The sequence below is a fragment of the Enterobacter mori LMG 25706 genome, from assembly GCF_000211415.1.
Taxonomy (GTDB): domain Bacteria; phylum Pseudomonadota; class Gammaproteobacteria; order Enterobacterales; family Enterobacteriaceae; genus Enterobacter; species Enterobacter mori.
Genome location: NZ_GL890775.1, coordinates 14,668 through 40,652 on the forward strand (window position 1 = coordinate 14,668; position 25,985 = coordinate 40,652).

The window sequence follows — 25,985 nt, forward strand, 5'->3', positions numbered from 1 at the left end:
TAATGAAATGGAAGGAAACCACAGGAGGTCAATCATCATAGGATGTGAAGTAATTATTTAGAGTGGCGAAGTTATATTTCTAAAAGAATGTAATGATTCCGTAATAAAGAGTAGGTAATAATGAAAAGTAAAAAGAATAATGTCTTTCAATTAGAGCTTAAGTGGCACCCTGTTGCCGTTTCGGTTCTGCTCGCTCTGCCATTTGTTGCGCACACAGCAGAGATCAGCATGAAGAACGGTATCGTTGCTTCTGCTGGAAACGTGCCTGTCATTAACATTAACAAAGCCAACGATAAGGGGCTTTCGCATAATGTGTATGACAAGTTAAACGTGGACAAGAACGGTCTGATCTTTAATAACAGTGCGGCAGGAGCGAATACCGTTCTGGCAGGCCAGATTCAGGGTAACAGTAACCTGACCTCCGGCTCAGCGAAAGTTATTCTGAACGAAGTAACCTCGAAAAATGCCTCTGCTATTAACGGCATGATGGAAGTCGCAGGTGATAAGGCAGATTTAATTATCGCCAACCCGAACGGTATTACCGTTAACGGTGGTGGTTCAATTAACACCAGTAAATTGACCCTGACGACCGGTACGCCGGATATTCAGAATGACCAGCTGGCGGGTTATTCCGTCAACGGTGGCACCATTACCCTGGGTAAACTGAATAACTCCAGCCCAACTGAAATTCTGTCTCGTAACGTCGTGGTGACGGATAAAGTCACCGCTAACGAGCTGAACGTTGTGGCGGGCAATAACTACGTTAACGCTGCTGGCCAGGTGACCGGGTCGGTAACCGCTGCCGGTACGCGTAATGCCAATAGCATTGACGTTGCTGCGCTTGGCGGCATGTACGCCAACAAGATCAACCTCGCCAGCACCGAAAGCGGTGTCGGCGTCCGTAACCAGGGCGTTATTGCGGGTGGTCTCAATGGGGTCAATATTGACGCCAACGGCCAGCTGCTGAATAACAATGCACGCATTGAGTCCTCTGGTCAGATCAATATCAAAACCAATGGCGCACTGAGCAACACCACCGGGGATATTACCTCCGTCGGTACCATCGCGCTGGACACCAACAAAAACAGCCTCAACAACAGCCGTTCGGGCAACATCTCGACGATGGCTGACCTCTATGTCAACAGCGGCGCTGTCGACAACACCAACGGCAAAATGGCGGCGGCGGGTATGCTGGCGGCCGACACCAACGGCAATACCTTAACCAACTACGGTAAAGGTAATGCGGTCGGGATTGAAGCCGGTATCGTGGCGTTGAAAACCGGTACGCTGAATAACAGCAACGGTCAGATTAAGGGCGGATACGTTGGCCTTGAGTCTGCCGCGGTGAACAACAACAGCGGTTTGGTTGACTCCCTGGGTGATGTGAACGTTGTCAGCGGCGGCAACGTCGACAACAACAGAGGTATGATCCGTTCTGCAGGTGGCTTCACGAAAATCGCAGCCAAAGGTGCGGTCAACAATGGATCGACCAAAACGGCCGATACCGCCAGCGATGACTCTTTAGGCATTATCGCCGAGAAGGGCGTACAGATTGCGGCGAACAGCATCAATAACAACGGTGGGCAGATGGCGTCGAATGGCGATATCTCCCTGGAAAGTGCCGGCGCTATTGATAACTACTCCGGCAAGCTGAACTCCACCAGCAAAGTGATCGCCAAAGCGGCCTCTATGCGTAACGACAACGGCGGCGTGGCGGGTAAAACCGGCGTTAGCGTTGCGGTGGGTGGCAACATCACTAACTACATCGGCGTTTACAGCTCTGAAGAGGGCGATGTTGCTCTGGCGTCCAACGCCCTGAACAACCGCGGCGGCTTCATTATGGGACAAAACGTTTCCATTAATGCCAACGCAGGCGTGAACAACAACACGGCGTTCATCGTTGCGAGCAAGGTACTGAGCGTCACTGCGGGCGATAACATCGAAAACCGCTACGGTACCGATTTTGGTTCTGCGTTCGGCACCTACTTCGGTATGCCGCAACAGAACGGCGGTATGGTCGGTAAAGAAGGCGTTTCGCTCTCCGGGAACTACATCTACAACAATCAGAGCCGTATTGTTGCTGAAGATGGCCCGCTGACCCTGCTGGCAAAAGGCAACGTGGATAACTCCCGCGCACTGCTGGTGAGCGGAGGGGATGCAAACATCAAGGTTGGCGGTACGTTGAACAACAACTACTCCACCCTTTACAGCATGGGCAACATGGCTATCGAGGCCAATAGCCTGAGCAACTACAGCGACGGCGCGCTCGAAGATAACAATGCAACGGGCGTAATTGCGGCGGATAAGAACCTGACCATGAATCTGAAGGGCAGCCTGACCAACTATGGTTGGATCAGCAGCCTGGGCGATGCCATCGTCAACATTCTGAACGGTTCTTTCACTAACCGTAATACCGTTTCTGCTGAGAAATCACTGACGGTGTCCGCGCTGACCGGTATCGAAAACCTGAAAGATATTGCCGCTGGCGAGAATCTGGTGGTGAATTCCCAGCGTGGCATGACCAACAGCTCCAACAGCAACATGGTTGGCGATAAGGTTACGATCTCCGCGGGCTATGACATCAATAACCGCGGGAATATCGTTGCTGACAGCAGCCTGGCATTGAGCGCGAAAGGCAATATCTATAACGATCTGAATATGATCAGCTATGGCGATGCAACCTTAAGTGCCAATACCATTGATAACAACTCGCGCAAAATCAAAGCGGTCGGTGATTTAACGCTGACTGCCGCCGGGAACGTGAACAACAGCCGCGGTGAAATCAGCTCTGAGACTGGCGACGTGACTATCACTGCAGGTGGAACGGTAGATAACTACTACGGTCAAATCCTGTCCGGTAGCGACATTGCCCTGAAAGCGAATCGACTGAATAACGATTACGGTCGGGTTGCAGCAAACGGCAATATCGATCTGGCGCTGACAGGTAATTTCGACAGCAACCGTGGTTCAGTTCTTTCGCAGGCGGGTGACATCAAACTGGCGGCTAACACCGTTGATAACAACAACGGTCTGATCGCAGGTAAGAACGTTACCGTCGATGCAAAAGGCACTGTGTACAACAACACCGCAATGATCGTGGCGGACAATAAGCTCTCCGTTAACGCGGCAGGGAACATTGAAAACCGTGACGGTAACAACTTTGTTCGTAATCATGGCGAAACCTTCGGCGTGACGGGCGATGTTGGCGGCATGATTGGTCGTGAAGGTGTGTCGCTTTCTGGTCAGAACGTCTACAACAACAACAGCAGCATCATCGCGGATGAAGGTGCGCTGAGCGTGCTGTCCAAAGGGACGCTGGATAACACCCGTGCGATGCTGGTAAGCGGTGCGGATGCTGTTATCAAAGCAGCCGGTACGTTCTATAACAACTATGCAACCACCTACAGCGCGGGCAACCTTGACGTGACCGCAGGTTCGCTGAGCAACTACAGCGATGGCAGCATGGAGAACAACACGGCGACCGGCGTTATCGCGTCAGACAAGAACGTTAATCTGACTGTCGATAACAGCGTCACCAACTACGGCTGGATCAGCGGTAAAGGCGATCTGAACTTCAATATCCTGAAAGGTGCACTGACTAACCGCAATGCCATCTCTTCAGGTAACGCACTGGCGATTAATGCCCTGAACGGTGTTGAGAACTATAAAGACATCGTGGGTGTGACCAGCGTTAAGATTGATACTCAGCGTCATTTAACCAATAACGCCAACAGCAATATCCTTGCGCAGAATATCGCGATTAATGCCGGTGCCGACATTAATAACCGCGGTAATATCGTGAGCGATTATACCCTGCTGGTGAAAACGGCAGGCAATATTTATAACTACCTGAATATGGTGAGTTACGGTGTTGCCGGTATCACGACCAACAATTTGACGAACAGCGGCAGCGATGCTGTATTCGGCGGTCTGTCTGGTATGGAACTTAATGCGAATAAAGTGACCAATACCGGCGCTATTGTCGGTCTGTAATGTGTAAAGTGTAATACAAGGCAGCAGCTATCGCCTGATAGCGCAAAGTCAGAACGAGACCCTGCTGCCTTTTTTTTTCTGAGAAAGTTAATGAAATCGCGATTTAAATTTTTACCTTTATTGTTGCTGTTAAGTTTTCATGCCTTCGCGGAAGAGGGTATTAATAACCTGATTAAGCAGCAGCAAAATGCCGATTTGAATACTTTCAAAGAACAAAAGGTGTACCGGCAGGACGTTTATTCCAGTACCGAACGTAAAGTATTCAGGCTGAATGATTTACCGCAAGAAGAGAACTGCTTCACGATTAGGTCTCTGGTTCTTGAAAATGATTTTCTTCAGCGTAAGACCGACAGGGCAATCAAAAAAGAGATCCTCGGCCGCTGTGTAGGCAGTATTGGCGTGGTGAAAATTGCCGCGGCGCTGCAAGATTTTTATATTGATGCGGGTTACATCACCACCCGTATTACGATCCCAACGCAAAACATTGCGTCCGGCACGCTGAAGCTTGCCGTGAGTGCAGGGAAAATTGAAAAGATTATTGTCGACAGTAACGACATTAATCCGCTGATGCTGCCTTTTGCGAAAGAAGACATCCTGAATATTCGCGATATTGAGCAGGGACTGGAAAACCTCCAGCAGGAGCCGGGTGTTGATGTCAAAATCAACATCGAACCGGGCACAAAGCAGGGATATAGCACGATTCACATCAACACGAACCGCGAAAAAAACTGGAGCGTGCGGGCGAGCTATAACAACTGGGGTGTGAAAGAAACGGGGCAGTATCTGACCTCTGCAGTGGGTTACCTGTACAACACTGCCCGCTTCAGCGACCTGTTTTATCTCGCGGGAACAAAAAGCACCAATGGCCGCTATGAAAGTGTGAGTGGTTACTACGCGCTGCCGGTAGGCTACTGGAACTATTCTCTGTTCTACAGCACCAGCAAGTCGCGTCAGACCCTTCCGCTTTTCTACACCACCGTGGACTATGCGGGGAAAAGTGATTACGCAAACCTCAAAGCATCACGCATGCTCTATCGGGATAAAACCCGCAAGGTGAGCGGCAGCGCCGAGCTGATACGCCGGAAATCTGGCTATACGGTGGAGGGGGAAGAGCTGGTCTTGCAGAAGCGCGATATGGATAACGTCAAGGTTGGCGTTAACTATAAGCAGCAGTTAGTGAATGCTCACTGGGATTCGTCGCTCTCCTGGCAGCGATTCCTGAGCTGGTTCGGGGCGGAACATACGCCCGATATGATCTATGGCAACGTCAGCCCTGTCAGCCAGCTTGTTAATGTTGAAAGCAACTATACCCGCCAGCTCGGCGGCAATGTGTATAACGCTTTTTTTTTGGCGCAATACGCGGCCGCGTGAGCTGACGCTGCAGGACCAAATGACGATGGGCGACCGCTGGAGCGTGCGCGGGTTTGAAAACAGCGTGGGTCTCACCGGGAACAGCGGATACTACCTGCAAAATACCGTTTATCGTCCGGTGCGGGGCATAGACGCTAACTACTATTTGGGTGTCGACGCAGGCCATATAAGACGGGACAGCCTCTACGGCGAAGAGATTATCATCGGCAGCACAATAGGTATTCAGGGCAACGTCACAAGCCTGGCGTACGATTCGTCAATCTCCATGCCGGTAAAATACCCGGGCAGCATGGACGTGAATAAATTTAATTTTAATCTGAATGTTTCTTATCAGCTCTGAACAGGGAAGTACGAAAAATGCGTATCGGCACGGACATCGTGGAAGTTTCGCGAATAGAGCGGGCGATAAAAAACTGGCAGACCGATTTTTTACATCGCGTCTTTACCCAGCAGGAAAATATAAAAATTAACCGCGAAGACCCGAATTATGAACGCGCCTCGGGATTCTGGGCGGCAAAAGAGGCGGTCGTCAAAGCGCTCGGCTGTGGATATCGCGACGGGATCACCTTTAAGGATATCGAAATTGGCCATGACGAATTGGGTTGCCCCCATTTTATTTTTTCCGGGCGAGTAAAAGAGATGCTTGTCGAAAAGCAGCTCGAGAATGCCTCGCTCAGTATTTCGCATTGTCAGAATTATGCGACTGCCGTTGTCATACTTTATTAACCTAACTATTTGTGAATATTATGTATCAATATAACGATCTTAAGGAAAAGACGGTTCTGGTCACCGGAGCGAGCGGAGATATTGGTCTGGCGATCTGCGCGAAGTTTCTCGATCAGGACTGCGATGTTTACGCGCTGTATAAATCAAATGCTACGCAGTTAACGGAGCTGAAAGAGACGCATCCGGCGGGTAGCAAGCTGTCTATTATTCAGTGCGACCTCGCCGATCCGCAGAGCGTTTCTGCGCTCTGTTCTCACCTGACGGAAGCCGTCGGCAAGCTGGATGTGCTGGTAAACAATGCCGGTATTGTGAAAGACAGCCTCTTTGCCTCAATGAGCTTTGATGATTTCAGCCAGGTGGTGGACACCAACCTGTTCAGTATTTTCCGCCTGACCAAAGAGGCGTTAATGCTGCTGCGTTCTTCAGAAAACCCGGCCATCATCAACGTCGCGTCCATTGCGGCCATTATCCCAAGCGTCGGGCAGGCGAACTACAGCGCGTCTAAAGGGGCGATTCTGGGCTTCACCCGCACGCTGGCTGCCGAGTTGGCACCGTACGGCGTGCGCGTCAACGCCATCGCGCCGGGGATGATTGAATCCAAAATGGTGAAAAAAGTCTCCCGCACGGTGGTGCGCGGCGTGACCGCCTCTATTCCGCTGCGTCGTCTGGGCAAATGTGACGAGGTGGCCAATACCGTCGTCTATTTGGGCTCGACTGCGTCCAGTTACATTGTGGGTCAAACCATCGTTATCGATGGCGGCCTGGTGATGCGGTGAGTTATGTCTAAATACGTTATCCCCTCGAAGATCTTTCTGGAAATGGGCGGCTGGCGTCAGCCGCTGCTGATGGTCGACAGAATTGATGACTTCAAATACGGCGAAAATGGCTTTGTGAAGGTGACGAAGCACATCACCTATAACGAGCCTTATCTGCTCGGGCACTTCCCGGACGATCCGATCATGCCCGGGGTGATTATTTCTGAAATCTTTGGTCAGGCCAGTGAGTACCTCTCGTTCCTCACCGATATCTGCGATATCTACAGCGAGACGTACGGCGGTGAACTCAAATCGTTACGCGATATCCATGCGCTCATCACGCGTGATGAGATGCGGGAGATCATCCGCACCCGCCGCGCTCAGGTGCGCGGCGTACTGGCTGCCCAGAATTTAAAATTTAAAGATATTGCCTACCCTGGCGACTCGATTGAAGTCACCAGCAAGCTGGCATTTTCTGATGCTCATGGCTTTAAGCACTATTCCGTGACGGCAAACGTCGGAAAGCGATTAATCAGCCACGGCACCATTATTAATTACCGCGAAAGTAAGTAAACCCCTGAGAGAGTTAATACCATGACAACAATGAAAAATGAAATTGACCAGCGCAAGGACGTGCTGATGACAATTAAAACCGAGATTATTCAGCGTTTAAATATTCAGCGCGATGAATCTCAAATTGATGATGATACAGCCCTGTTTGGCAATGGCTTAAAGCTGGATTCCGTCGATGCAACGGAAATCGTGGTCATGCTGGATAAAGTTTTCGATATTAAAGTTAACGAAAGCGACGACCCTTCTTATATGAGAAGTATCAATAATCTGGCGACGTTTATCATCCAGAAGAAAAAAGCTTAATTTATCTTTGCGAATAACAGGATCCCGTTATGAAGTCTCTTTATGATTTCCATTTGAAAAACAATGCGAAAATGGGCATTTACAACAATGCCAATGTTCCTTCTGCCTATCATGATCCGATGGTGGAATACAAAGCCGTACGTGAAAATGCCCTGCTGGTGGACTATTCACACATGTCCATCGTCAGCGTGATGGGTGATGACGCCTGGGCCCTGGTGAATAACCTGGTCTCTGCCGATGTCTCTATTATTCGTGACGAGCAGGGGATCTACTCTCTGGTGCTGAATGAAGACGGTACCGTCCGCGGCGACGTGTACGTGCTCTGCTCATCCGACGGCTATTACATCCTGTCTGAAAACATCCCGTCATCGGAGCTGATCGCGGGTCTGAATGCCCTTCTGGAAAAAGCCGACGAGCTGGATATCCAGGAAACCCCGGAAATTGCCGACATGCGTGAGCAGAGCTGGGGCGCAATCATGGTTGAAGGACCTTACTCCTGGGAGCTAATGTCCGAAATCCACGGTTTCGACGTCATCGGCCTGCCTTACTACGAGTACATGAATACCGATAACGAACTGATGGTATTCCGCTGCGGCAAACACGGCGAGTTCGCCTACATGGTTGTGGGCCAGCAGGAACAGCTGCTGGATCAGTGGCAGCAGCTGCTGGAGCACGGTAGCAAATACCAGCTGCAGACCGGCGGACTGGACTACCAGAAAATTGTGCGTATCGAAAACCCAGGCTGGGATGACGCGCTGTGGGCTGGCTACAACCTTAACCCGGTAGAGCTGCAGCTGCAGTGGGCCGTGCAGTACGACAAAGAAGGCTTTGTAGGTAAAGACGCCGTTGAAGAACTGTCTCACGGTGAAGGCGCGCGCAAGGTTATCGGCATGATCGTCGAAGGGGAATGCGCGGGCATTGCTCCAGGCGACAGCGTGCTGGTTGACGGTCAGGCTGTGGGTAACGTTGTGAAAGCGGTCTTCTCTCCGGCGCTGCAGTGCTTCATTGCCCTGGCACTGCTGGAAAATGAATACGCATGGTCAGATATCAGCGGTTTCTCTATTCAAACGAATACGGAAACTGTCGCGGCAAAAACCAAAGGTATGCCATTTATTTATAACCTGAGCATGCTGGTTAATCCGACTGAGCACAGCTTTATCGACGCGTCTAAAGCGAAAAGCGCGCTGTAATTCATTATTCATCTTTAACAGTGAGTGAGATATCCGTGGGCAATATCACGCCACGGATCCTTTCTCACTGTTTAGTGTCTGTACACGGTGGTACATAGTTATGAAGACAAACCGGAAACGCGTTGTTATTACCGGGATTGGGATCCTTTCCTCACTGGCAGAAAACCTTCAGGATTTTAGAGACGCATTATTAAATAAAAAAAATGGCGTCACCGACAGCGTGCGTTTTTCAAAATGGTTTGAACACGCCCGCGCGGCTGAAGTGTTACATGATATTGATTATTCAGAATTACCGGATGACGTTATTGCGTCACTGGATAATGCCGCACTCTGGGCCTATAAGGTCGGTAAAGACGCGCTGAATCAGGCGGGGCTGGCCGAGAACAAGACGCACCTGAAAGAGACGGGCCTGATTGTGGGCGTCTCCTCCGCGGGCACCGAGGCGTTCTTACCGCTGTTTGAACAACGCATGGAAGATTTCTCCCTGCGTAAAGCGCTGTTCTCCGGCGGTTTCTCTTCCTGCTGCTCCAGCGTCTCTACGCTGCTCGGACTGCAGGGCGGGGTTGAACTGGTTGCGACCGCCTGTACGGCCAGCCCTAATGCGGTCGGCATGGCGTTTGACTATATCCAGAACGGCAAAAGCAAAACGATGCTGGCCGTCGGGACAGAGCCGATCTACCTGCCAACCTTCGCCGGTTTTTATGCCCTGAACGTCATGCATCCGGAAGCCTGCACGCCGTTTTCCGGCAACTCCGGCATGTCGATTGGTGAAGGCGCGGGCGCCGTGGTGCTGGAAGAGTACGAGCACGCCGTCGCGCGCGGCGCCACCATTTACGGTGAAATCCTCTCCTACGCCACCTCCTGCGATGCGTTCCACGAAACCGGACCGGATCCGCGCGCCAGCGGTGCCGTACAGGTGATGCATAAGGCGATGGAAAACGCGGGCGTCACCCCGGAGCAGATTGAGTACGTCAACGCTCACGGTACCGGCACTGAAGCGAACGACCGCATCGAAACGCTGGCAATGAAAAAGGTGTTCGCCAACAACGAGAAGCTGTTGGTCAGCTCTACCAAGTCTTACTTTGGCCATAACATCGGTGCGGCGGGCATTGTCGAACTGATCGCGTGTCTGGTGACGCTGCCGGATAACCGCGTTCTGCCGACGCTGAATTTCAACAACGCGCGTCCAAACTGCGATCTGGACTACGTCCCAAACGACTTCCGCGACCAGAAAATCAACCTCTTCATGAAGAACAATTATGCCTTCGGCGGTAATAACTGCAGCATGATTATCAGCATGGAGCCGTGTTCTGTTCCGGTCAGCACCTACGACGAAAAACGCGTGGCAATCTCCGGCCTGGGGGCCGTCTCCGCGATTGGTCACACCGTTAACGAGATCCTCGATAACGTCTGGAAGCAGAACCATACCGTTGAACTGGGTGGCGTCACCTTCCCGGAAGACACGCTGGAAGAGGCGAAAGAGCTGCTGGATGTGCTCGAATCAACCCGTCAGTTTGAGACGCTGTTTGGTGAAGAGTTCAGCGTGCTGACGGCCACCCGTCCGGAAGCGAACGAACACTTTAAAACCTTCCAGGTCACCGGCCTTGAGCCGCGTAAGCATCTGCGTCGCTTTGACCCGCGTAAAGCCACCCGTGGCGGCACCTTCGCGCTGATTGCGCTGTCCGAAGCGCTGGAACAGGCGAAGCGTAAAATTAAACGCGATGGCGATGCGTTAGGCATGGTGATGGGGATGTCCAGCGGCCCGCAGGAAACCACCTACAAATACCTGCAAAGCCTGAAGCCAGACCCGCGCAAGGTCAGAACCTCTGAGTTCCCGGGCTCGCTGATGAACTCAATCCCTACGTTCTGCGGTATTTCCGAAGGGATCAAGGGCTACACCACCACCCTGGCGACCGGGGAGAATGCGGCATTAGGCGCATTAACCTATGGCTACGAAATCGTGCGTCAGGATCTGCAGCCGCAGGTGCTGGTGGGCGGTGCGGACGAGTATTTCCCGTCGATGTCACTTTATATGGATGCCGTCACCCGCAAGCTCCATATGACCTCTGACGCTCGCGACTACCACATCTACGGTAACGATTCGAAGGGCTACATTCCCGGCGAAGGTGCCTGCATGCTGCTGCTGGAAGATCCGCAGCGCGCCGCAGAGCGTGGTGCTGAGGTGCTGGCAGAAGTGGTCGGTTACGGTAAAGCCTGTAGCAACAGCTATTTCGATGCCTCTCAGCAGGACGAGAAATCCGCCTCCATGGCGCTGGCGATTACCCGTGCGCTGAAGGATGCCGGCGTCACGGCGCAGGAGATCGATCTGGTCTGCGGCACCAGCAACGGTAGCGATGAAAGCTCACGCATTGAAATCGATGCCATCGTTGAAGCCTTCGCTCAGGCCAAATCGGACGTGCCGGTCGTGAACTATAACGCCTGCTTTGGCTTTGTCGCGTCTGCTGCCGGGCTGCTTAACCTGGCCGTCATCATTGACTGTATTAAGAAGCAGGCGGTTCCCGCCATTCCTCATACCGTTGAGTTCTTCGATAAGCGAATCAACTTCGTTCGTGAACCGTTGAAGCTCGCCCTGAAGCACGTGCTGCTGGTGGGCGCGACGGAAGGCGGCAACTACTACGCGTTTGTGATTAAAGGATAATATTGTGGATAATGCCGCTATCATTTCGGGGTTCAGTTCCTGTCTGCCGTTTGCCGAAGACAGTATTCAGCTTATTCAAAATCTGAAGCTGGGCAAACGTGTTGAAAGAAAGCCCTGGTTTAAATCCGACGACGAGGCAATTAAGTGTGGGTTCGATGGCAATAAGCATATTGCCACGCTGGATCATACGGATGATAGCGCATTAGATCTGCTTTATCGTCTGATTGACGATGCACTCGCCCAGGCCGGATTAGATGTTCAATGGCTGGCCGGGTGCAACGCCCGCGTTTATTTAACCGGCATCGGCCCTCGGGTCGATGGCATGGCCTTCAAGAGTTTCTATAACAAAAATGATATTGAAGATATTCATCTGACAAAATCATTAATGACCCTGCACGTCGATAATATGTCGCAGGATCGTATTGCCGGAAATCTTGCGCGTAAATATCACCTGCAGTATTTACCGCCCAATATGAACTGCACCAGTAATTCAGCGATGACGGCGGTGCATTTAGGTTGCCAGGCAATTGAGCATGGCGGCGTTGATATTGTGCTGGTGGTGAACTGCTCAAAAATTAAAACCCAGGATATCTGGTTCCTCGATACCCAGTCGATGCTGGATACGCACCTGGTCCAGCCGTTCGGTGAAAACAGTAAAGGCGTTCTTTTTGCTGAGGGATACAGCGCGATCCTGCTGGAAAATGCGCGCCACCGACGCGCCAGAAAAGCAGGGCATGGGATACGACTGCAAACCACCTACACGCAGATCAGTGCCGGAAGAAGCAATGACAGTTCCTGGCTCAGCACCAATGTATTAAAGGTGATGCAGGCCGCGATGAAAAAAGCGGACCTCAGCACGGAAGATCTGTGCGCGATTATTCCGCACGGCAACGGCTCATCCATCAGTGATAAAGCGGAAGCAAAAGCGATAGAGGTCTTTGCTGAGGGAAATACCCTTCCGGTTCTGGCCTATAAAGGCCAGATTGGCTATACCGCCACCGGCTCAGGCATCGTCGATTTAATTATTGGCCACCATACGTTATCGCAGAAAGAGCTGATTTCACCCGTGGGCAACGACGCCATTATAGATAGCGTTGCGCAGCATGTTGTTATTGACCGCGGCATCATTGGGCACCACAAAAACCATCTGCTTAAGGTAGGGGTTGGCGTGGATGGTTCAATTATCGGTGCCGTGATGTCTGATATTCATCGAGGCCTTTGAACGATTATGGAGAGCCCTATGTATTTATCCTCATTTTCGCTTATTGAGCCGGAAGATAAATTTTATTTCTATCAACCCAGCTGGTTAAACGCCTGGGAAGCACACTTATACAATAAGGCGATGAAATCCACCCACGCTCATGGCTGGGGATTAAAACGTTTTGGTACGCAGCCGGATCTCTATCCCGGTGAAATGATCCGTAACCCGCAATATCAAAAATACCTTGAGGCGATGGAGCAGGCGGCGGATGACGCGCTTATGGCGCTGCCCACAAAAGAGCGGATGCGGTTATTGAAGCAGCGCACGGCATTTATTTATGTCGACGCCTGGGGGGAATCCGGGCCGTTTGAGAATATTTCCAGCGCGCTGCATATCTCAACGATCGACACGCTGCCCAAAAATCTGGTCAAGAAATTCTCGGTTAACGCTCCCACCTGCAAGCTCCGCGGTGAGAAGCAATCCTTCGTGCAGGCCGTCAGCATGGCGAACGACTACCTGAGCTGGGATGTGTTTGATTTTGTCGTGATCTGCACGGCGTACCGGGCGATCCCGATCCTGGTGTTTTCGGATGAAGACATTGCCCTCAAGTGGGGAGAGAAGCGCAAAGGTAAGGCTGAAGACGTCAATTTAACGGTTGAACGCGCCGGGTGTTTCATCTTCAGCCAGCAGGAAAGCGCTATCCGGGTGAAGGGTGGGCAGTACGTCATGGCCGATGCCATCGAGCACACCCAGGTTCCTGAACAGATTGCGTTTTCGGGCCTGCGCAAAGACCTGCTGTCTCGCTCGACGCTGCCCGCGAAGAACACGCTGGATCTGGTTGATCTCTACGGTGCCAGCGGCTGCCTGACTCCAGCGTTAAGTTTCGCCTGGCTCAAACAACATGCTGATTTTTCGGGGCGATTAAGAACCATCGTTCCCGACAAGCAGTTTGGTTACAGCTATTTCGACATTGAATATTGCAAGGAATAACGACATCTCCATGAGCGGAATAATTAAAGAACTCCCAACGATATCGCTGAACAATATCTATAAGAGTTATGGCTCGGGCGAAGGCAAAGTCGATGCCCTGAAAAATATCAATCTGGAAATAGAAAAAGGCGAATTTCTGGCGCTCTGCGGGCCTTCCGGCAGCGGCAAAAGTACGTTGTTAAATATCCTGTCGGGACTTGATAAACCCACCGTTGGTTCGGTGATGTTTCTGAAAAAATTACTGAATCATCTGCCGGAAGACCAATTATCGGCGATCCGCGGCAAGCATTTGGGTTTTATTTTTCAGTTTTTCAATCTGATACCGGTACTGAGCGTTTTCGATAACGTGTTTTTCCCGCTGGTGTTAAACGGCCACGTCGGGAAAAAAGAGGCCAAAGAGCGGGCGCTGCACTTCATCGACAGCGTCGGGCTTGCGGGATTCACCGAGCGTAAACCGGGCCAGCTTTCGGGCGGCCAGCAGCAGCGCGTGGCCATCGCCCGGGCGCTGGCGCACGACCCGCAGGTGGTCATTGCCGATGAGCCGACCGGAAACCTCGATCTGGTCACCGGGGAGGCCATTCTGGATCTTCTGCTGAAAATTAATCAGGAGACGCGCACCACTTTTATTATTTCCACGCATTCAAGCCAGCTTAAAGAGCGTGCGCGGCGCGTGGTTGAAATTAAGGACGGAGTTTTAGTTCATGATTCACAATCGTAATTTTTTCCTTCTTTGCTGGTTTTTGCTGTGCCTGGCCTATGTCGGGAACATTAAAGCCGCACCGGCGCCCGTCGCCGAGCATGTCATTAAGAGCGGTTTTCCGCAGGAAGCGGACATGCTTGCAGAGATGACGCAGTCGCTCTTTAAAGAATACAAAGCCAACGACAATCCTCTTTCGCTGGTTTTCTATGCCTACGGAACGTTGCGTCAGGCCGATCGCGCTCTCCAGACCAACGATTTTATTCGCGCATCTGAGTACGGGAAAACGGGCTTTTTCTATCTGGACGAGGCGGTTGATCTGTATGAAGACAACATGCTGGTGCGCTATATGCGTGCCCGGGTCGATGCCTGGTTGCCTGCGTCAATCGGGCGCTGCGTGGTGACGTTAAAAGATACGGAACAGATGCTGAATACGCCTGACGTATTCAATGCGGGTCTGGTGGAACACATCAACGAAATGCGTTATCGCGCGCTGTTGAGTTGCAAACACAAGCGGCAGGCAGACGCGTTACTGGCAGAGATTGAACTGCGTAATGCGAATACGGCATCGTCTCTGGCATCGGGCAGTGCGCCAGAGTGGGATATCAACGAAGTGACAGAAGTATTGTTGCCGCTGGCGAAAGGGAAATAAATGTCCGGGGAAATGGTGTTAGCGAATAGCGTTGTGTTGTTGATCCTGCTTTTTGTCCTCTGGTGTGTCGTATTCCGATCGCGGGACGTGAAGTTTGCTTTTTTAAATCTGTTTCGCCACAAAAGGCGATCGTTTTCGACCATGGCGGCCATCATGCTGGGCGGCGTGTCGATTTTCCTGTACGGCGGGTTTATTGATTACTCTTTCTGGATTTTGAAAGAGCAAACGATTCGAACCAATATTGGTCATGTGCAAATTTATAACAAAAATTATTTTGAGACCTCCAATAAAAACAAAAGCCTGATCGACGATTATCCGGCATTAAAGAAAGCGATTCTCAACGATCCGGCTCTGGCTGAGGATATCTCGACGCTCTCCGGTCAGCTGGAGTTCACCGGTGTTATTTCACAGTATGAGAGTGAAACCTCCAGCTATTTTTCCGCGCTGGGCGTTGAACCACTACCGGCACTGAAGCTGGGCTCGTTTGATAAATTAATCACCGGCAGCGATCTGTCCCGCATCCGCACGGACGAAATCACGCTGGGAAGCGGCCTGGCGAAAACGCTGAATGCGCATTACGACGACTGGCTGGACGTGCTGGTGGTCAATACGCAAGGCGGGCAGGGCGCGCTCTCCATGAAGCTACGCGGCATCTTTGAATCCGGGATCAAAGACTACGATGACGTGGCGATGAAAATTCCGCTGGGTACGGCTCAACGTATTATGGGCACCAACAGCGTGAGTAAAGTGCTGATCCTGCTGAAAGAAGACGATACTGCCGCGTTCACGGCGAAACTGCGTGGCTTTATTGCCGAGCATAACTTACCGCTGATCGTAAAAGACTGGAAAGACGCCTCGATATTTTATCAGCAGGTGGAAGGGCTGTTATCCGGGATCTATTTCTTTATTAAGCTCATTGTCGGTCTGATTGTCATCTTCATGATCGGTAATTCGATGACGATGAATATTATCGAACGCACCCGTGAAATTACGACGCTCAGAGCCATCGGCCTCAAACCGCTGCATGTGACCCGCCTGTTTTTACTGGAAGGGATTTTCATCGGCATTATCGGCGCGATTGGCAGTCTGGCGATAGGTTACGCCATTGCCAGCGTCATTAATCTGTACGGTATCGCGATGCCACCGTCGCCGGGGCAATCGCAGGGCTATACCGCATTTATTAAAACCGACAGCGTCGCGCTTAACTGGATAACCCTGGTATTGCCGATCCTGACCGCCACGGGGGCGTCGGTATTACCCGCATTACGTGCTTCACGGCTCAATATTTCGGACGCATTTAAATTCTCGTAAGGAAGCGATATGAAACGCAGTGTTATGGCCTCACTCCTTTTGGGTGCCTGTCTGTTGTCGGCAGGGGCGTATTCCGCCTCTGCCGATGACAAAGCGGTGGATATTATTCGTCGTGCGGATGAAGTCCGTTCGCCAAATAAACCCTTTCGCTACACCCTCACCATCCATGAATTTAAAACGGGTGCTACGCAGCCCGACAATAAACAGGTGCTGGATATTTCCATGCGCTTTATGAAGCCAGAAGGTGAGATGAAAGCGGATGCCCGCTCCCTGGCGCGCTTTATTTATCCGCCGCGCGACAAGGGAAAGGTGCTGCTCTCTGACTGGTACGACTTATGGTTCTACACGCCAGAACTCCGCCGTCCTGTTCCCGTCTCTCGCCAGCAGCGTCTGATTGGGCAAATTTCCAATGGCGACGTCATTGTCACCAACTTTGAATATGCCTACGACGCCACGCTGAAGGGTGAAGAGCCTTGCGGCGAAACGCAGTGCTATAAGCTGGAACTGGTGCGTAAATCGGCTGAAGTGACCTGGCCGAAGGTGGATTATTACGTTGAAAAAGAGGGGGATAACCGTCCTTATAAAGCTGCCTATTTCTCGCTGGACAATAAGTTAATCAAAGAAGTGCTTTATCAGGATTTCCAGATGGTATTAGGCAAAATGCGCCCGATGAAAATCGTGGTGAAAGAGGCGCGCCACGGCAAGAGCTATTCCGTCATGACCTACAGCGATGTGCGTTATGAATCGTTACCTGAATCGGCGTTCACCCGCGAGTCTATTCAGCGAGGCGCGAAATGAAGCGTACATTAACAGGCTTGACCCTGATGCTCGCCGCGCTGCCCGTCAGCGTATTCGCGGATTGTCTGTCCGGCAGTGACGTTGCAAAGAACACGTCTGTCACGCTGTATGAGCAGGTGTCTGTCGTTAAAAAACAGATTTCGGAGTGGCGAATCAATGGCCGAAACCCGTACACCCGACACAATATCTACAACGATGCCGGGGTGAATGTCGCAAGCCGCTGTTCGCTGATTGAGGATACGCTGGACCTGGATTTATCCCTCTATGGGCTAACCTGGTATTCCCCGCGTAAGCTCGGTGCGTTTGAAGAAGATGACCGCCGTTCACGTCTGTTAATTGAGCGCCTTAAGCTGGTCTACACCCTGTCGGACAGCCTGCAGCTTGAGGTCGGGAAGCTTTCGTCCAGGCCGGGGCTCTTCTTCCTGCGCTCGCCTTCGGATCTCACGCCGCATTATTACGATGGTGCAAAACCGACGCGGCTTTACGATCCTCAGCTCCGCTCGGCTTATCAGTCTTCCTCCTGGGCTGCAACGCTGACGATGGATAACCGGGACGAGTCGCTTTCGCTGACGATGATCCCGAAGCTGGCGACGGTGGATGAATACTACCTGACCTCCGGGAACTGGTCTGCGAATCAGCGTGGCAACAGCAGTGAGTCCTGGCTGCTGAGCTATACCTCCCATGTCTTCCGTGACCATACGCCGGGGATGCGCGTCCTGATGGGCGACTCGCTGTCGGTCGCGCTTTCAGACAGTTACAACTACACCCCTCAGCTCACGCTCAATGCCGACGTGGCGTGGCATGCGGAGCAGCGCTGGCGTCATCTGTCTGAAGAGAAAAGCGCGGAGCTGGAGCGGTATCAGTTCCCCACCTCGCTGTATGAAACAAAAGAGAAACAGGGCGTTGAGCTGGCCGTGGGCGGGCAATATACCTCCGATACCTTCAACGTTTTCGGCCTGGAATACTATTACCAGAGCGAAGGCTATTCGCGATCAGAATGGCGCAAGCAGCGCGATCTGATGACCTTTTTGAACACCGGCACAGGCTATGCACCGCTCGACAGGGCATATGATTCCTATAAATACCTGATGGCCTCCGAGATAAGCAATACGGGGAACAAAGGTATGCTGCAGGGAAAACATTATCTCAACGCCTGGTCCAGCGTGCAGTTCACGCATCAGATTACCGCACAGCCCTATTTCATCCTCAACCTGATGGATAAAAGCTCCATGGCGGGGCTGCACCTCAGCGCACCGCTGACCTTTATTGATGACCAGCTGGAAGCGTATACCGGCGTCTATTCCGCACTGGGTAGCGCAAATTCTGAGTTTGCATTCTTCGGTGATGCCGCCGGTGGTTATGTTGGCTTTAAGTATTATTTATAAGGAAATGACTATGACGCTTGATAATGCATCGCAGCCTGTCGTGCTGCTGTTTTCCGGGCAAGGGAACCCGGTAATCGGGATGGGCAGCGATCTGTGGGATCTGAATTCGACGACGAAACAGATCTGGGATTGCGCCAGCGATATTTCTGGCCTCGATCTTCGCCGACTCTGCCTCAAGGGGCCGATGAACAGATTGATCCAGACCACGGTACAGCAGCTGGCCGTCACGGCGATCAACGTATCGCTCTATAGCCTTTGCCGTGAGCGTTTCCCCAACCTTCGGGTGACGGGGGCCTGCGGCCACAGCGTCGGGGAATACAGTGCGCTCTATGCGGCGGGGGCAGTCTCTCTGGAGACCTTATTCCGCACCCTGCATTTCCGTGCCAGCACCATGGATGCGGTGAGCAAAAAGCAGAAAGGGGCAATGATCGCGCTGAAAGGGGCGGATTTTGCCACCCTGAGCGACATCATCACCCGTTCCGGGATTGCGCTGGATATCAGCTGTGACAACACGCCGCGCCAGCAGGTTATCGGCGGGACACCGGCGGCACTGAGCGACTTCGCCCAGGTGCTGGCGGATGAGGGCTATGAGCCGATCAAACTCGGCGTCAGCGGTGCCTGGCACACGCGTTTAATGGAAGAGGGCGTCCAGCTGATGCGGGATTTCCTCGCTGGACAACCTTTCACCTCACCCGCGTATGATGTGCTGATGAACGTGACGGGCAGAATGGAAATCGTGCCGGAAAACATCAAAGAAAATCTGTCGTTGCACCTGACCCACACGGTGAAATGGAACGATTCTGTCGCCAGATTTATCAACCATTCAGAGCGTCCGCTGTTCCTGGAGATGAGTAACAAACCTTATCTCGGTCAAATGCTGAATGATTTTGCCGGTTTTAATGCCGAACGCGTTCTGCACTGCAGAAAAGCATTAGAGATGTAATGGTCGAGATATGATTCCAGATTATTTAACGTTCATTCGCTTTCAGGATAAAAGGAACCTTCTTTTTATCTCTATCGTGACCTTGATCCTGATGGGTTTTTACTGGAAAAACGCCGGGTTTTCCTTTACCCGGCAGGATGCCTGGCTGGCGAGCGGTATTTTTGCGCTGATTCTGTATAGCTTCATTGCCGATCTCAAGGCGTTCTGGGCCTATAAGTGCGTGGTCAAAAATGTCGATTTATCTGTGTTTCTGCAGAAAGAGAATAAGCCGGTGAATGCGATGATTGTCGAACCTGTGATGGTGCTCGCGATCGCCACGCTGGTTTTCGCAGGCATTATTGCGCTGATGCTCACCCTGGCTCAGCCGGGGATCGTGCTGCTGACGCTGGCCATCGTCGCGCCGTTCATCGTCTGGGGAATGTTCGCAGCGATGCGTTCGATCTACATCCGACAGGTCATCGCCTCGGCGCGGGACAAAGGGAAATATAAACGTCTGTCCCATTATGTCGCCATTGCTGTCGTCATGTCCGTCGTCATGAACCTGCTGACGATTAGCCCCTTACGGAACAGTGAACAGTTCGATCGCTATGGCCGTTACTTCACCCTCGAGTCCATCATTACCATGCTGGTGCTCTGCGCGGTGGTGCTGGCCATTAATCTGCTGTTCTTACGGTTCACGAAGCGGTATATCTTCCTGGGGCATCTTTTCCTCAACGAGATCCCCCTGTTTTTCTCCCCGACAATCCCCTGGCGCAGCCTGTCCGGGAAACCTTTGTGGCTGAGGCTGGTGATGCTAGTGGGTGTGGAGTTTGTCTGGTCGGCCGTGGTGGGATTGCTGCTCACGCTGCTGGGGTGGAAGGTGTGGTTTGAGGTGTACTTCCTGCTGAGCTACCTGCCTTGTCTGGCCTATTACACCCTCCACGCCTGGTGGAAATGGCATAACGATTTCATGATGTCGAGCGACATGTATTTGCGCTGGGCGGAGATCGATAAAGAAAACGCCCTCTGGTAAGACGCGAAGGGCAATAAAAAAGCCAGACCCTCAGCAATGAGGGTCTGGCTTTTTTTATCAGGTCGATACGGCTCAGGCTATCCGCATCCAGGTGAGCATCATCGCGGCGCTGGCAATGACGTTCACGTTGGAAATGTACCCGTCATAACGATTATTGATGGCGGAAAGTTGGTTGTTAAAGTGGTCGTTTTCAGCGGTCAGCACATCAAGCAACGTGCGTTTTCCCAGGTGATACCACTGCTGGTAGAACATCTGGCGCACGCGGTCAGATTCGCCTGAGAGACGTTCGTAATCATCTGCACGCAGGAATGATGAGTCGCGTACCTGCACCTGATAGTTAATCTGATACTCCAGATCGCGGTAGCTCACTTCATATTGCTGCTGCGCCACGTTGGCTTTTGCGCGGGCCGTCATCTGAGCGGCGCGCTGAGAGCCGCCGCTAAACGCCTCCCACTCCACGTTCAGGCCGGTATACCAGCCCGCTTCGTTACCGTTACTGTCCTTGGCGGTGCTTTTGGAGACCACCCAGTTTACCTGCGGCAGCGCAGCCGATTTAATGCTTTCTGCTTCCGATTCCGCCGCGCGGACTTTGGACTGCAGGTTAAGCATCATCGGGTTCTTGTCCAGCGAGCCGATGGCGACCGATGCCGGGATAATCGTATCCTGCCAGCTCAAATTCTCTGGCAGCACAGGCTCTGCACCAAGCAGGCGCACAAGCTTGATTTTACTGGCGCTCAGCTGATGCTCGATGTTGTCGAGACTCGCCTGAGCGGACATCAGTTTCGCTTTCGCCTGCACCAGTTCGCTTTCTCTGCCGCGGTCCGCCTGGGTGATTTGTGACAGCATGTTGACCAGCTCTTTCATGCGGCCAACATAGTTCTTCGCCACCTGTTTACTTTGCTGGTACCGACTCATGTTCATCAGCTCGGACACGGTGTTATAGGCCAGCTGCTCGCGAGAATACTCTTTGGAATAGCGGGCCGCTTTTGCCGTTTCCAGCGAGTTATCGACCTGATGGCTGATTCGTCCCCAGTCGATCACCGGGGTGTTGACGGATACCGTCCCGCTGGAGTCGCTGATATGCGTATTGTTGGACGACTGGCGGTCTCCCCCCACGGTTGTCAGCGGCGACGTTACGCCCAGCCGCACCTGCGGCATACGCTGGCCTTTGACCTGATCCACCATGTAGTCCGAGGCCAGAACCTCAGAGGAGGCCGCACGCAGCTCAGGGCTGTACGCCAGCGCTCTTGCCACCATGCTGCGCAGGAATTCCCGCGAATCATTGGTGCTGGCACCGTTGAAATAGCCGTGCGACATGCCGCTGGTGGCGCGGGGGCTTGCCGATGCGCCCTGTTGGCGAACGTTCGCGTAGGCCGGTTCGGGCTTATAGTATTCTTTAACGGGCGGGAAGAAATCGTAATTCGTTTTCAGTGCCGCTTTGTTACTCGTACTGTTCTCGAGCTTCGGCTCAGGTGCCACAGTTTGCTGCGTCGCGGCGTAGCTTGCCGGTCGCGATGCGGGGTACGTTTGCGTAGGTACGGTTTTATGCGTACTGGCGTACTGCGACTGCGTGCGCATCGAGGGCAGCGAAGTCCGTTGAACCGTCCCCGGCGTGCTCACGCGTACCGCAGGCTGCGCTGGCGTCTGCGCGGCGCGGGTTAACTGTGACTGTGTGCGCATCGGCGGCAGCGAGGACAGGTCTTTTTTAACCTGCGCCATGTCAGCCGCGTGGAGCGGAATGACAAAAGAAGAGCAGGGCAAACAGAGTGCAACCGCAGTGGCTACCCTGGCCCAACGACGCTCTTTACGTGCCTTAAACATAAAATTATCTCTCTCTGAATGCTTCGCGCGCTTTCAGTATCGGTTTGAGGATGTAAGACAAAATGGTCTTCTCCCCGGTTCTGATTTCAACGTTCGCCACCATGCCTGGTATGATTGGGAACTCCTTGTCTTTAACCTGCAGTGCCGCCCGATTGGTGCGGACGAAGACCCGGTAATAGGTCGAATCGCCACGTCCCTGACGCGCTTTTTCCTCATCAATCAGGGTGTCGGAACTCAGGTGCTCGACGACGCCAGTTAACCCGCCGTAAATGGCGTAGTCGTAGGCGGTAATTTTTACCGTGGCGGGCAGCCCCGGATGGATAAAGGCCACATCGGACGGTTTGATTTTGGCTTCGACCAGCAGATTATCTTCGAGCGGGATGATGGTCATGATTTCCGCCCCTTGCTGGATAACGCCGCCGCGCGTGGTCACGCGTATGTTGTTGACGGTGCCGCGTACCGGCGCAACCACTGTGGTTCGGTTCATCACATCCTGACGCCCGCGCAGGATCTCTTCCGCCTGCGCCAGTTCAGATTCCAGCCGGTTAAGCTCGCTGTTGGCGTCGGAGCGGAAGCGGTTGGTCCGCTCTGCGATCTGCAGGCTGAACTCGTTGGCCTGACGCTTCAGGCGCAGGATCTCCACATCTGACATCAGCCCTTTGCGGGCCAGCGGCTCTGACAGGCTGACCTCGTTTTGCGCCAGGGACAGGCTGCGCTGTAAGGCCTGAACGCTCTCGTTCAGGGTTTTGAGGCGCGCGTTATAGGCCTGGGTTTCATCACGCACGATAGACTCAATTCCGGCGATATCGGGCGGGAAGGACAACGGCGTGTCGTAAGCTTCCGCGCGGAGACGGGCAATGCTGCCCTTAAGCCCCTGCACTTTAGAGAGGGATTCACCGTAGCTGGCCCCGGCGCGGGTCGGGTCAATTTTCAGCAGAATTTGCCCTTTCTCGACGATATCCCCCTCCTGAACGTTCAGCTCCTCAAGAATGCCCCCTTCCAGGCTCTGAATGAGCTGCTCGCGGCTGGCCGGGATCACTTTGCCATCGCCACGGGTGATCTCCTCAACCCGGGCGAAATGCGCCCACACCAGCGACACCACCACCACCAGGGCGATGGTGTAGAGCATGATCATGCTGAACGGGGTTTTCTGTGCGATCAGCGCGCCCTGCAGGTCATTCATGAATTTCAAATCGTCTGCTTTGACCTTTCCTGTGGCCTGCGGTTTTTGCACTGCCAGCTGCGTTTTCCCGCCGTTGCTGTCTACCTTTCTCAACGCCGTGGAGGATGCATCCGTCCCGGAGTCGGCCTCTCCCTTTGAGGCGTTATGATTCACTTCGTCCTCGTTCATCATCCATTTACACCTTGTTTCTGTTGCTTCTCTTCAACCGAATGCATCGCTTGTTTTTTCTTCATCACATTCTCATTCAGGCTGGCCATCACCTGATCTTTTGGCCCGTCTTTCACGACATGCCCGTCTTCCAGCACAATCAGACGCTCAACCAGGCTTAGTACCGACATGCGATGGGTCACAATGATCAGCGTTTGCCCTTGCGTCGCCTCTTTGAGCCGACGCAGGAACAGCGTTTCGGTCATGGCATCCATTGAGCTGGTGGGTTCATCCATCAGCAGGACCTTTGGGCGCAGCAGCAGGCAGCGGGCCAGGGCGACAAGCTGTTTTTGTCCACCGGAAAGGCAGTTGCCCATTTCGCCAATTGGCATGTCAAAACCCAGCGGATGTCTGGCGGCCACGTGATCCAGCCCGGTCAGACGCACGACGCGCAGGAACTCCTCCGTGCTTACGCCGGGGTTGCCAATAATGATGTTGTAGCGCAGCGTGCCGAAAAAGAGACGGCAATCCTGGCCGACATAGCCCACTGCGGCTCGCCAGTCCGCCGGGTCAATCTGCGTGGCATCTACGCCGTCAATGAACATCTGGCCGCTGCTTTGTTGATACAGGCGGGCCATCACGCGCAACAGCGTCGATTTTCCGCTGCCGATTTTGCCCAGCACGGCGATTTGCTCACCGGCTTCAACATTGATGTTGATGTTGTCGAGGATGCGCGGCGCAACCATCATGCCCGGCACCGGATAGGTAAAGCCCACCTTGTGGAGGCGCATGCTGCCGGTGAAATTCGGCGTCGGCAGATAATTGAGTAAGGCATCGCGGTCTGTCGGTGTTTCCATCAGCTGGTTCAGCGATTTCAGCGCGGTTTTGGCATGCTGATAGCGCAGCGCTAACCCGACAACCGACGCCAGCGGTGCAAGCGAGCGGCTGGAAAGGATCACCACCCCAATCATCGCCCCCATCGACAGCTCGCCGGCGTGAATGAGATACACGCCAAGAACGACGATGCAGACCGTCGTGATTTGCTGCACGAAAGAGACAAAGTTGGTCGTCAGCATCGAGAGATAACGCGTTTTCATCGACGACGCGGCGGCCAGAGCGCTGAAATCATCCCAGCGTTTTTGCATCACCCCTTCACCTTGTGCCGCTTTCAGCGCTTCCAGCCCTTCAATGCTCTCAATCAGCAAACCCTGCTTCAGTGAGATTTCGCGGACGTTCTCTTCCATGTAGCGGCCCAGCGCCCACTGGATGATGATGCTGACAATCAAAATCAGCGGCATCGCGACTAACGGCACGATCGCCAGCGGGCCGCCAATCAGGTAGATGACGAACATGAAGAGGGCGCAAAACGGCAGGTCGGACAACGTTGCAAGCGTTGCTGAGGTAATAAAGTCGCGCACGGCCTCAAAATCACGCAGCTGGTTGGCAAAGGTGCCCGAGGACTGTGGCTTGTATTCCATTCGCATCGACATCACCTGACGGAACAGTTTTGCCCCGAGTATCAGGTCCGCTTTTTTCCCGGCGATGTCGATCAGGTAGGCTCGAATTTGTCGGCTACAAAATTCAAATACAATGGCAATTACCACGCCAATCGCCAGCGACCACAGCGTCACGTAGGCCTGCGTGGGAATGACGCGATCATAGACGTTCATGGTAAAGAAGGTGCCTGCCAGCGTGAGAATGTTCGCCAGCAGAGCGGCCAGCGCCGCGCTGTAGAAGTAGTGGCGGTAGCGCCATAGCGTCGAATAGAGCCAATGCCCTTCCGCCTGAGCCTGCGGCAACAGCTGGTCGTCTGCACGCTCGTCCAGCGTCGGCTTGCGCGTCGTGACGAGGGCATAACCGCCGTAGACGTCGTTTAACTCCGCCTCCGTCACGACAACGGTTCCTTCGTTTTCCGGTACCACAATCTTATAAGTATGTTCTCCGCGCTTTCCGTTACGCGCGGTAAGAATGCAATAGGTCCCGTCTTTACGTGCTATCAGTAAAGGAAATAGCCAGGAGGAGAGGGTGCTCAGATCGCGCTTTACCCAACCGGCAGATATTCCCATCTGGTCAAGCATGCGCAATGCCATTTCTGGCTCAAGCTTGTCGCTTTTTGGCAGGCCAGCATAGAGGACTTCTTTGCTGGCAAACTTAGCATGATGTGTACAAAGCCATTCAACACCCCACAGAAGGGAATCTTTTCGGGGATCTTCAATATTATTGAAGTCGTGCTCTGAATTAATTTCAACGGTGGAAAGATGCGTGCTCATTATCG

21 protein-coding genes are annotated in these 25,985 nt (G+C 52.9%); 18 read left to right on the forward strand and 3 right to left on the reverse strand.

What is annotated here, in order from left to right:
• Positions 1-120: 120 nt before the first annotated feature.
• The 18 genes from ENTMO_RS0105155 to ENTMO_RS0105235 all read left to right on the forward strand — a co-directional run bounded on the left by ENTMO_RS0105155 (position 121) and on the right by ENTMO_RS0105235 (position 20,559).
• Positions 121-3,993, forward strand: coding sequence for a two-partner secretion domain-containing protein (locus tag ENTMO_RS0105155; RefSeq protein WP_010427836.1), 3,873 nt, complete (start codon positions 121-123; stop codon positions 3,991-3,993).
• A gap of 90 nt (positions 3,994-4,083) precedes the next feature.
• Complete coding sequence (locus ENTMO_RS23855) at positions 4,084-5,364, forward strand: ShlB/FhaC/HecB family hemolysin secretion/activation protein (RefSeq protein ID WP_272941836.1); 1,281 nt, start codon at positions 4,084-4,086, stop codon at positions 5,362-5,364.
• 19 nt (positions 5,365-5,383) lie between these two features.
• The gene (locus tag ENTMO_RS26820) at positions 5,384-5,704 is read left to right on the forward strand and encodes a ShlB/FhaC/HecB family hemolysin secretion/activation protein (RefSeq protein WP_272941837.1); all 321 of its coding nucleotides are present in this window, start codon (positions 5,384-5,386) and stop codon (positions 5,702-5,704) included.
• A gap of 17 nt (positions 5,705-5,721) precedes the next feature.
• Positions 5,722-6,090 carry a holo-ACP synthase gene (gene acpS, locus ENTMO_RS0105165; RefSeq protein ID WP_010427837.1) on the forward strand — a complete coding sequence of 123 codons (369 nt, stop codon included), beginning with the start codon at positions 5,722-5,724 and terminating at the stop codon, positions 6,088-6,090.
• Positions 6,091-6,110: 20 nt separating this feature from the next.
• Positions 6,111-6,866 carry an SDR family oxidoreductase gene (locus ENTMO_RS0105170; RefSeq protein ID WP_010427839.1) on the forward strand — a complete coding sequence of 252 codons (756 nt, stop codon included), beginning with the start codon at positions 6,111-6,113 and terminating at the stop codon, positions 6,864-6,866.
• 3 nt (positions 6,867-6,869) lie between these two features.
• Positions 6,870-7,418: a 3-hydroxyacyl-ACP dehydratase FabZ family protein gene (locus tag ENTMO_RS0105175; RefSeq protein ID WP_010427841.1), complete on the forward strand. Its 549-nt coding sequence runs from the start codon at positions 6,870-6,872 to the stop codon at positions 7,416-7,418.
• Between the two features lie 21 nt (positions 7,419-7,439).
• Positions 7,440-7,721: an acyl carrier protein gene (locus ENTMO_RS0105180; protein ID WP_029484982.1), complete on the forward strand. Its 282-nt coding sequence runs from the start codon at positions 7,440-7,442 to the stop codon at positions 7,719-7,721.
• A gap of 29 nt (positions 7,722-7,750) precedes the next feature.
• On the forward strand, positions 7,751-8,911 hold the full coding sequence (locus ENTMO_RS0105185) for an aminomethyltransferase family protein (protein WP_010427844.1): 1,161 nt from the start codon (positions 7,751-7,753) through the stop codon (positions 8,909-8,911).
• A 100-nt stretch (positions 8,912-9,011) separates the two neighbouring features.
• Positions 9,012-11,570 carry a beta-ketoacyl-[acyl-carrier-protein] synthase family protein gene (locus ENTMO_RS0105190; protein WP_010427846.1) on the forward strand — a complete coding sequence of 853 codons (2,559 nt, stop codon included), beginning with the start codon at positions 9,012-9,014 and terminating at the stop codon, positions 11,568-11,570.
• A 4-nt stretch (positions 11,571-11,574) separates the two neighbouring features.
• Positions 11,575-12,792 carry a beta-ketoacyl synthase gene (locus tag ENTMO_RS0105195; RefSeq protein ID WP_010427848.1) on the forward strand — a complete coding sequence of 406 codons (1,218 nt, stop codon included), beginning with the start codon at positions 11,575-11,577 and terminating at the stop codon, positions 12,790-12,792.
• Positions 12,793-12,810: 18 nt separating this feature from the next.
• On the forward strand, positions 12,811-13,761 hold the full coding sequence (locus tag ENTMO_RS0105200; protein ID WP_010427851.1) for a hypothetical protein: 951 nt from the start codon (positions 12,811-12,813) through the stop codon (positions 13,759-13,761).
• Positions 13,762-13,771: 10 nt separating this feature from the next.
• A complete protein-coding gene (locus ENTMO_RS0105205; protein ID WP_010427853.1) occupies positions 13,772-14,479 on the forward strand; it encodes an ABC transporter ATP-binding protein in 708 nt (235 codons plus the stop codon).
• Complete coding sequence (locus ENTMO_RS0105210; protein WP_010427855.1) at positions 14,463-15,110, forward strand: hypothetical protein; 648 nt, start codon at positions 14,463-14,465, stop codon at positions 15,108-15,110. The genes ENTMO_RS0105205 and ENTMO_RS0105210 overlap by 17 nt, the downstream gene beginning before the upstream one ends.
• Positions 15,111-16,421, forward strand: coding sequence for an ABC transporter permease (locus ENTMO_RS0105215; RefSeq protein WP_010427857.1), 1,311 nt, complete (start codon positions 15,111-15,113; stop codon positions 16,419-16,421).
• Positions 16,422-16,445: 24 nt separating this feature from the next.
• The gene (locus ENTMO_RS0105220) at positions 16,446-17,219 is read left to right on the forward strand and encodes an outer membrane lipoprotein-sorting protein (protein WP_237702318.1); all 774 of its coding nucleotides are present in this window, start codon (positions 16,446-16,448) and stop codon (positions 17,217-17,219) included.
• Complete coding sequence (locus tag ENTMO_RS0105225) at positions 17,216-18,604, forward strand: hypothetical protein (RefSeq protein WP_010427861.1); 1,389 nt, start codon at positions 17,216-17,218, stop codon at positions 18,602-18,604. Before ENTMO_RS0105220 ends, ENTMO_RS0105225 begins: the two co-directional genes overlap by 4 nt.
• A 10-nt stretch (positions 18,605-18,614) precedes the next feature.
• Positions 18,615-19,547, forward strand: a complete 933-nt coding sequence (locus ENTMO_RS0105230) for an ACP S-malonyltransferase (protein WP_010427862.1) — start codon at positions 18,615-18,617, stop codon at positions 19,545-19,547.
• A gap of 10 nt (positions 19,548-19,557) precedes the next feature.
• Entirely contained in the window at positions 19,558-20,559 is a 1,002-nt protein-coding gene (locus ENTMO_RS0105235) for a hypothetical protein (protein WP_010427863.1), read from the forward strand.
• Between the two features lie 72 nt (positions 20,560-20,631).
• Here ENTMO_RS0105235 and ENTMO_RS0105240 read toward each other — a convergent pair whose 3' ends face one another.
• The 3 genes from ENTMO_RS0105240 to ENTMO_RS0105250 are packed head-to-tail and all read right to left on the reverse strand — an operon-like array spanning position 20,632 to position 25,980.
• Positions 20,632-22,380, reverse strand: coding sequence for a TolC family protein (locus tag ENTMO_RS0105240; protein WP_029484985.1), 1,749 nt, complete (start codon positions 22,378-22,380; stop codon positions 20,632-20,634).
• Positions 22,381-22,384: 4 nt separating this feature from the next.
• A complete protein-coding gene (locus ENTMO_RS0105245; RefSeq protein WP_010427865.1) occupies positions 22,385-23,734 on the reverse strand; it encodes an HlyD family type I secretion periplasmic adaptor subunit in 1,350 nt (449 codons plus the stop codon).
• On the reverse strand, positions 23,731-25,980 hold the full coding sequence (locus tag ENTMO_RS0105250) for a type I secretion system permease/ATPase (protein WP_010427866.1): 2,250 nt from the start codon (positions 25,978-25,980) through the stop codon (positions 23,731-23,733). The genes ENTMO_RS0105245 and ENTMO_RS0105250 overlap by 4 nt, the downstream gene beginning before the upstream one ends.
• Between the last annotated feature and the right edge of the window lie 5 nt (positions 25,981-25,985).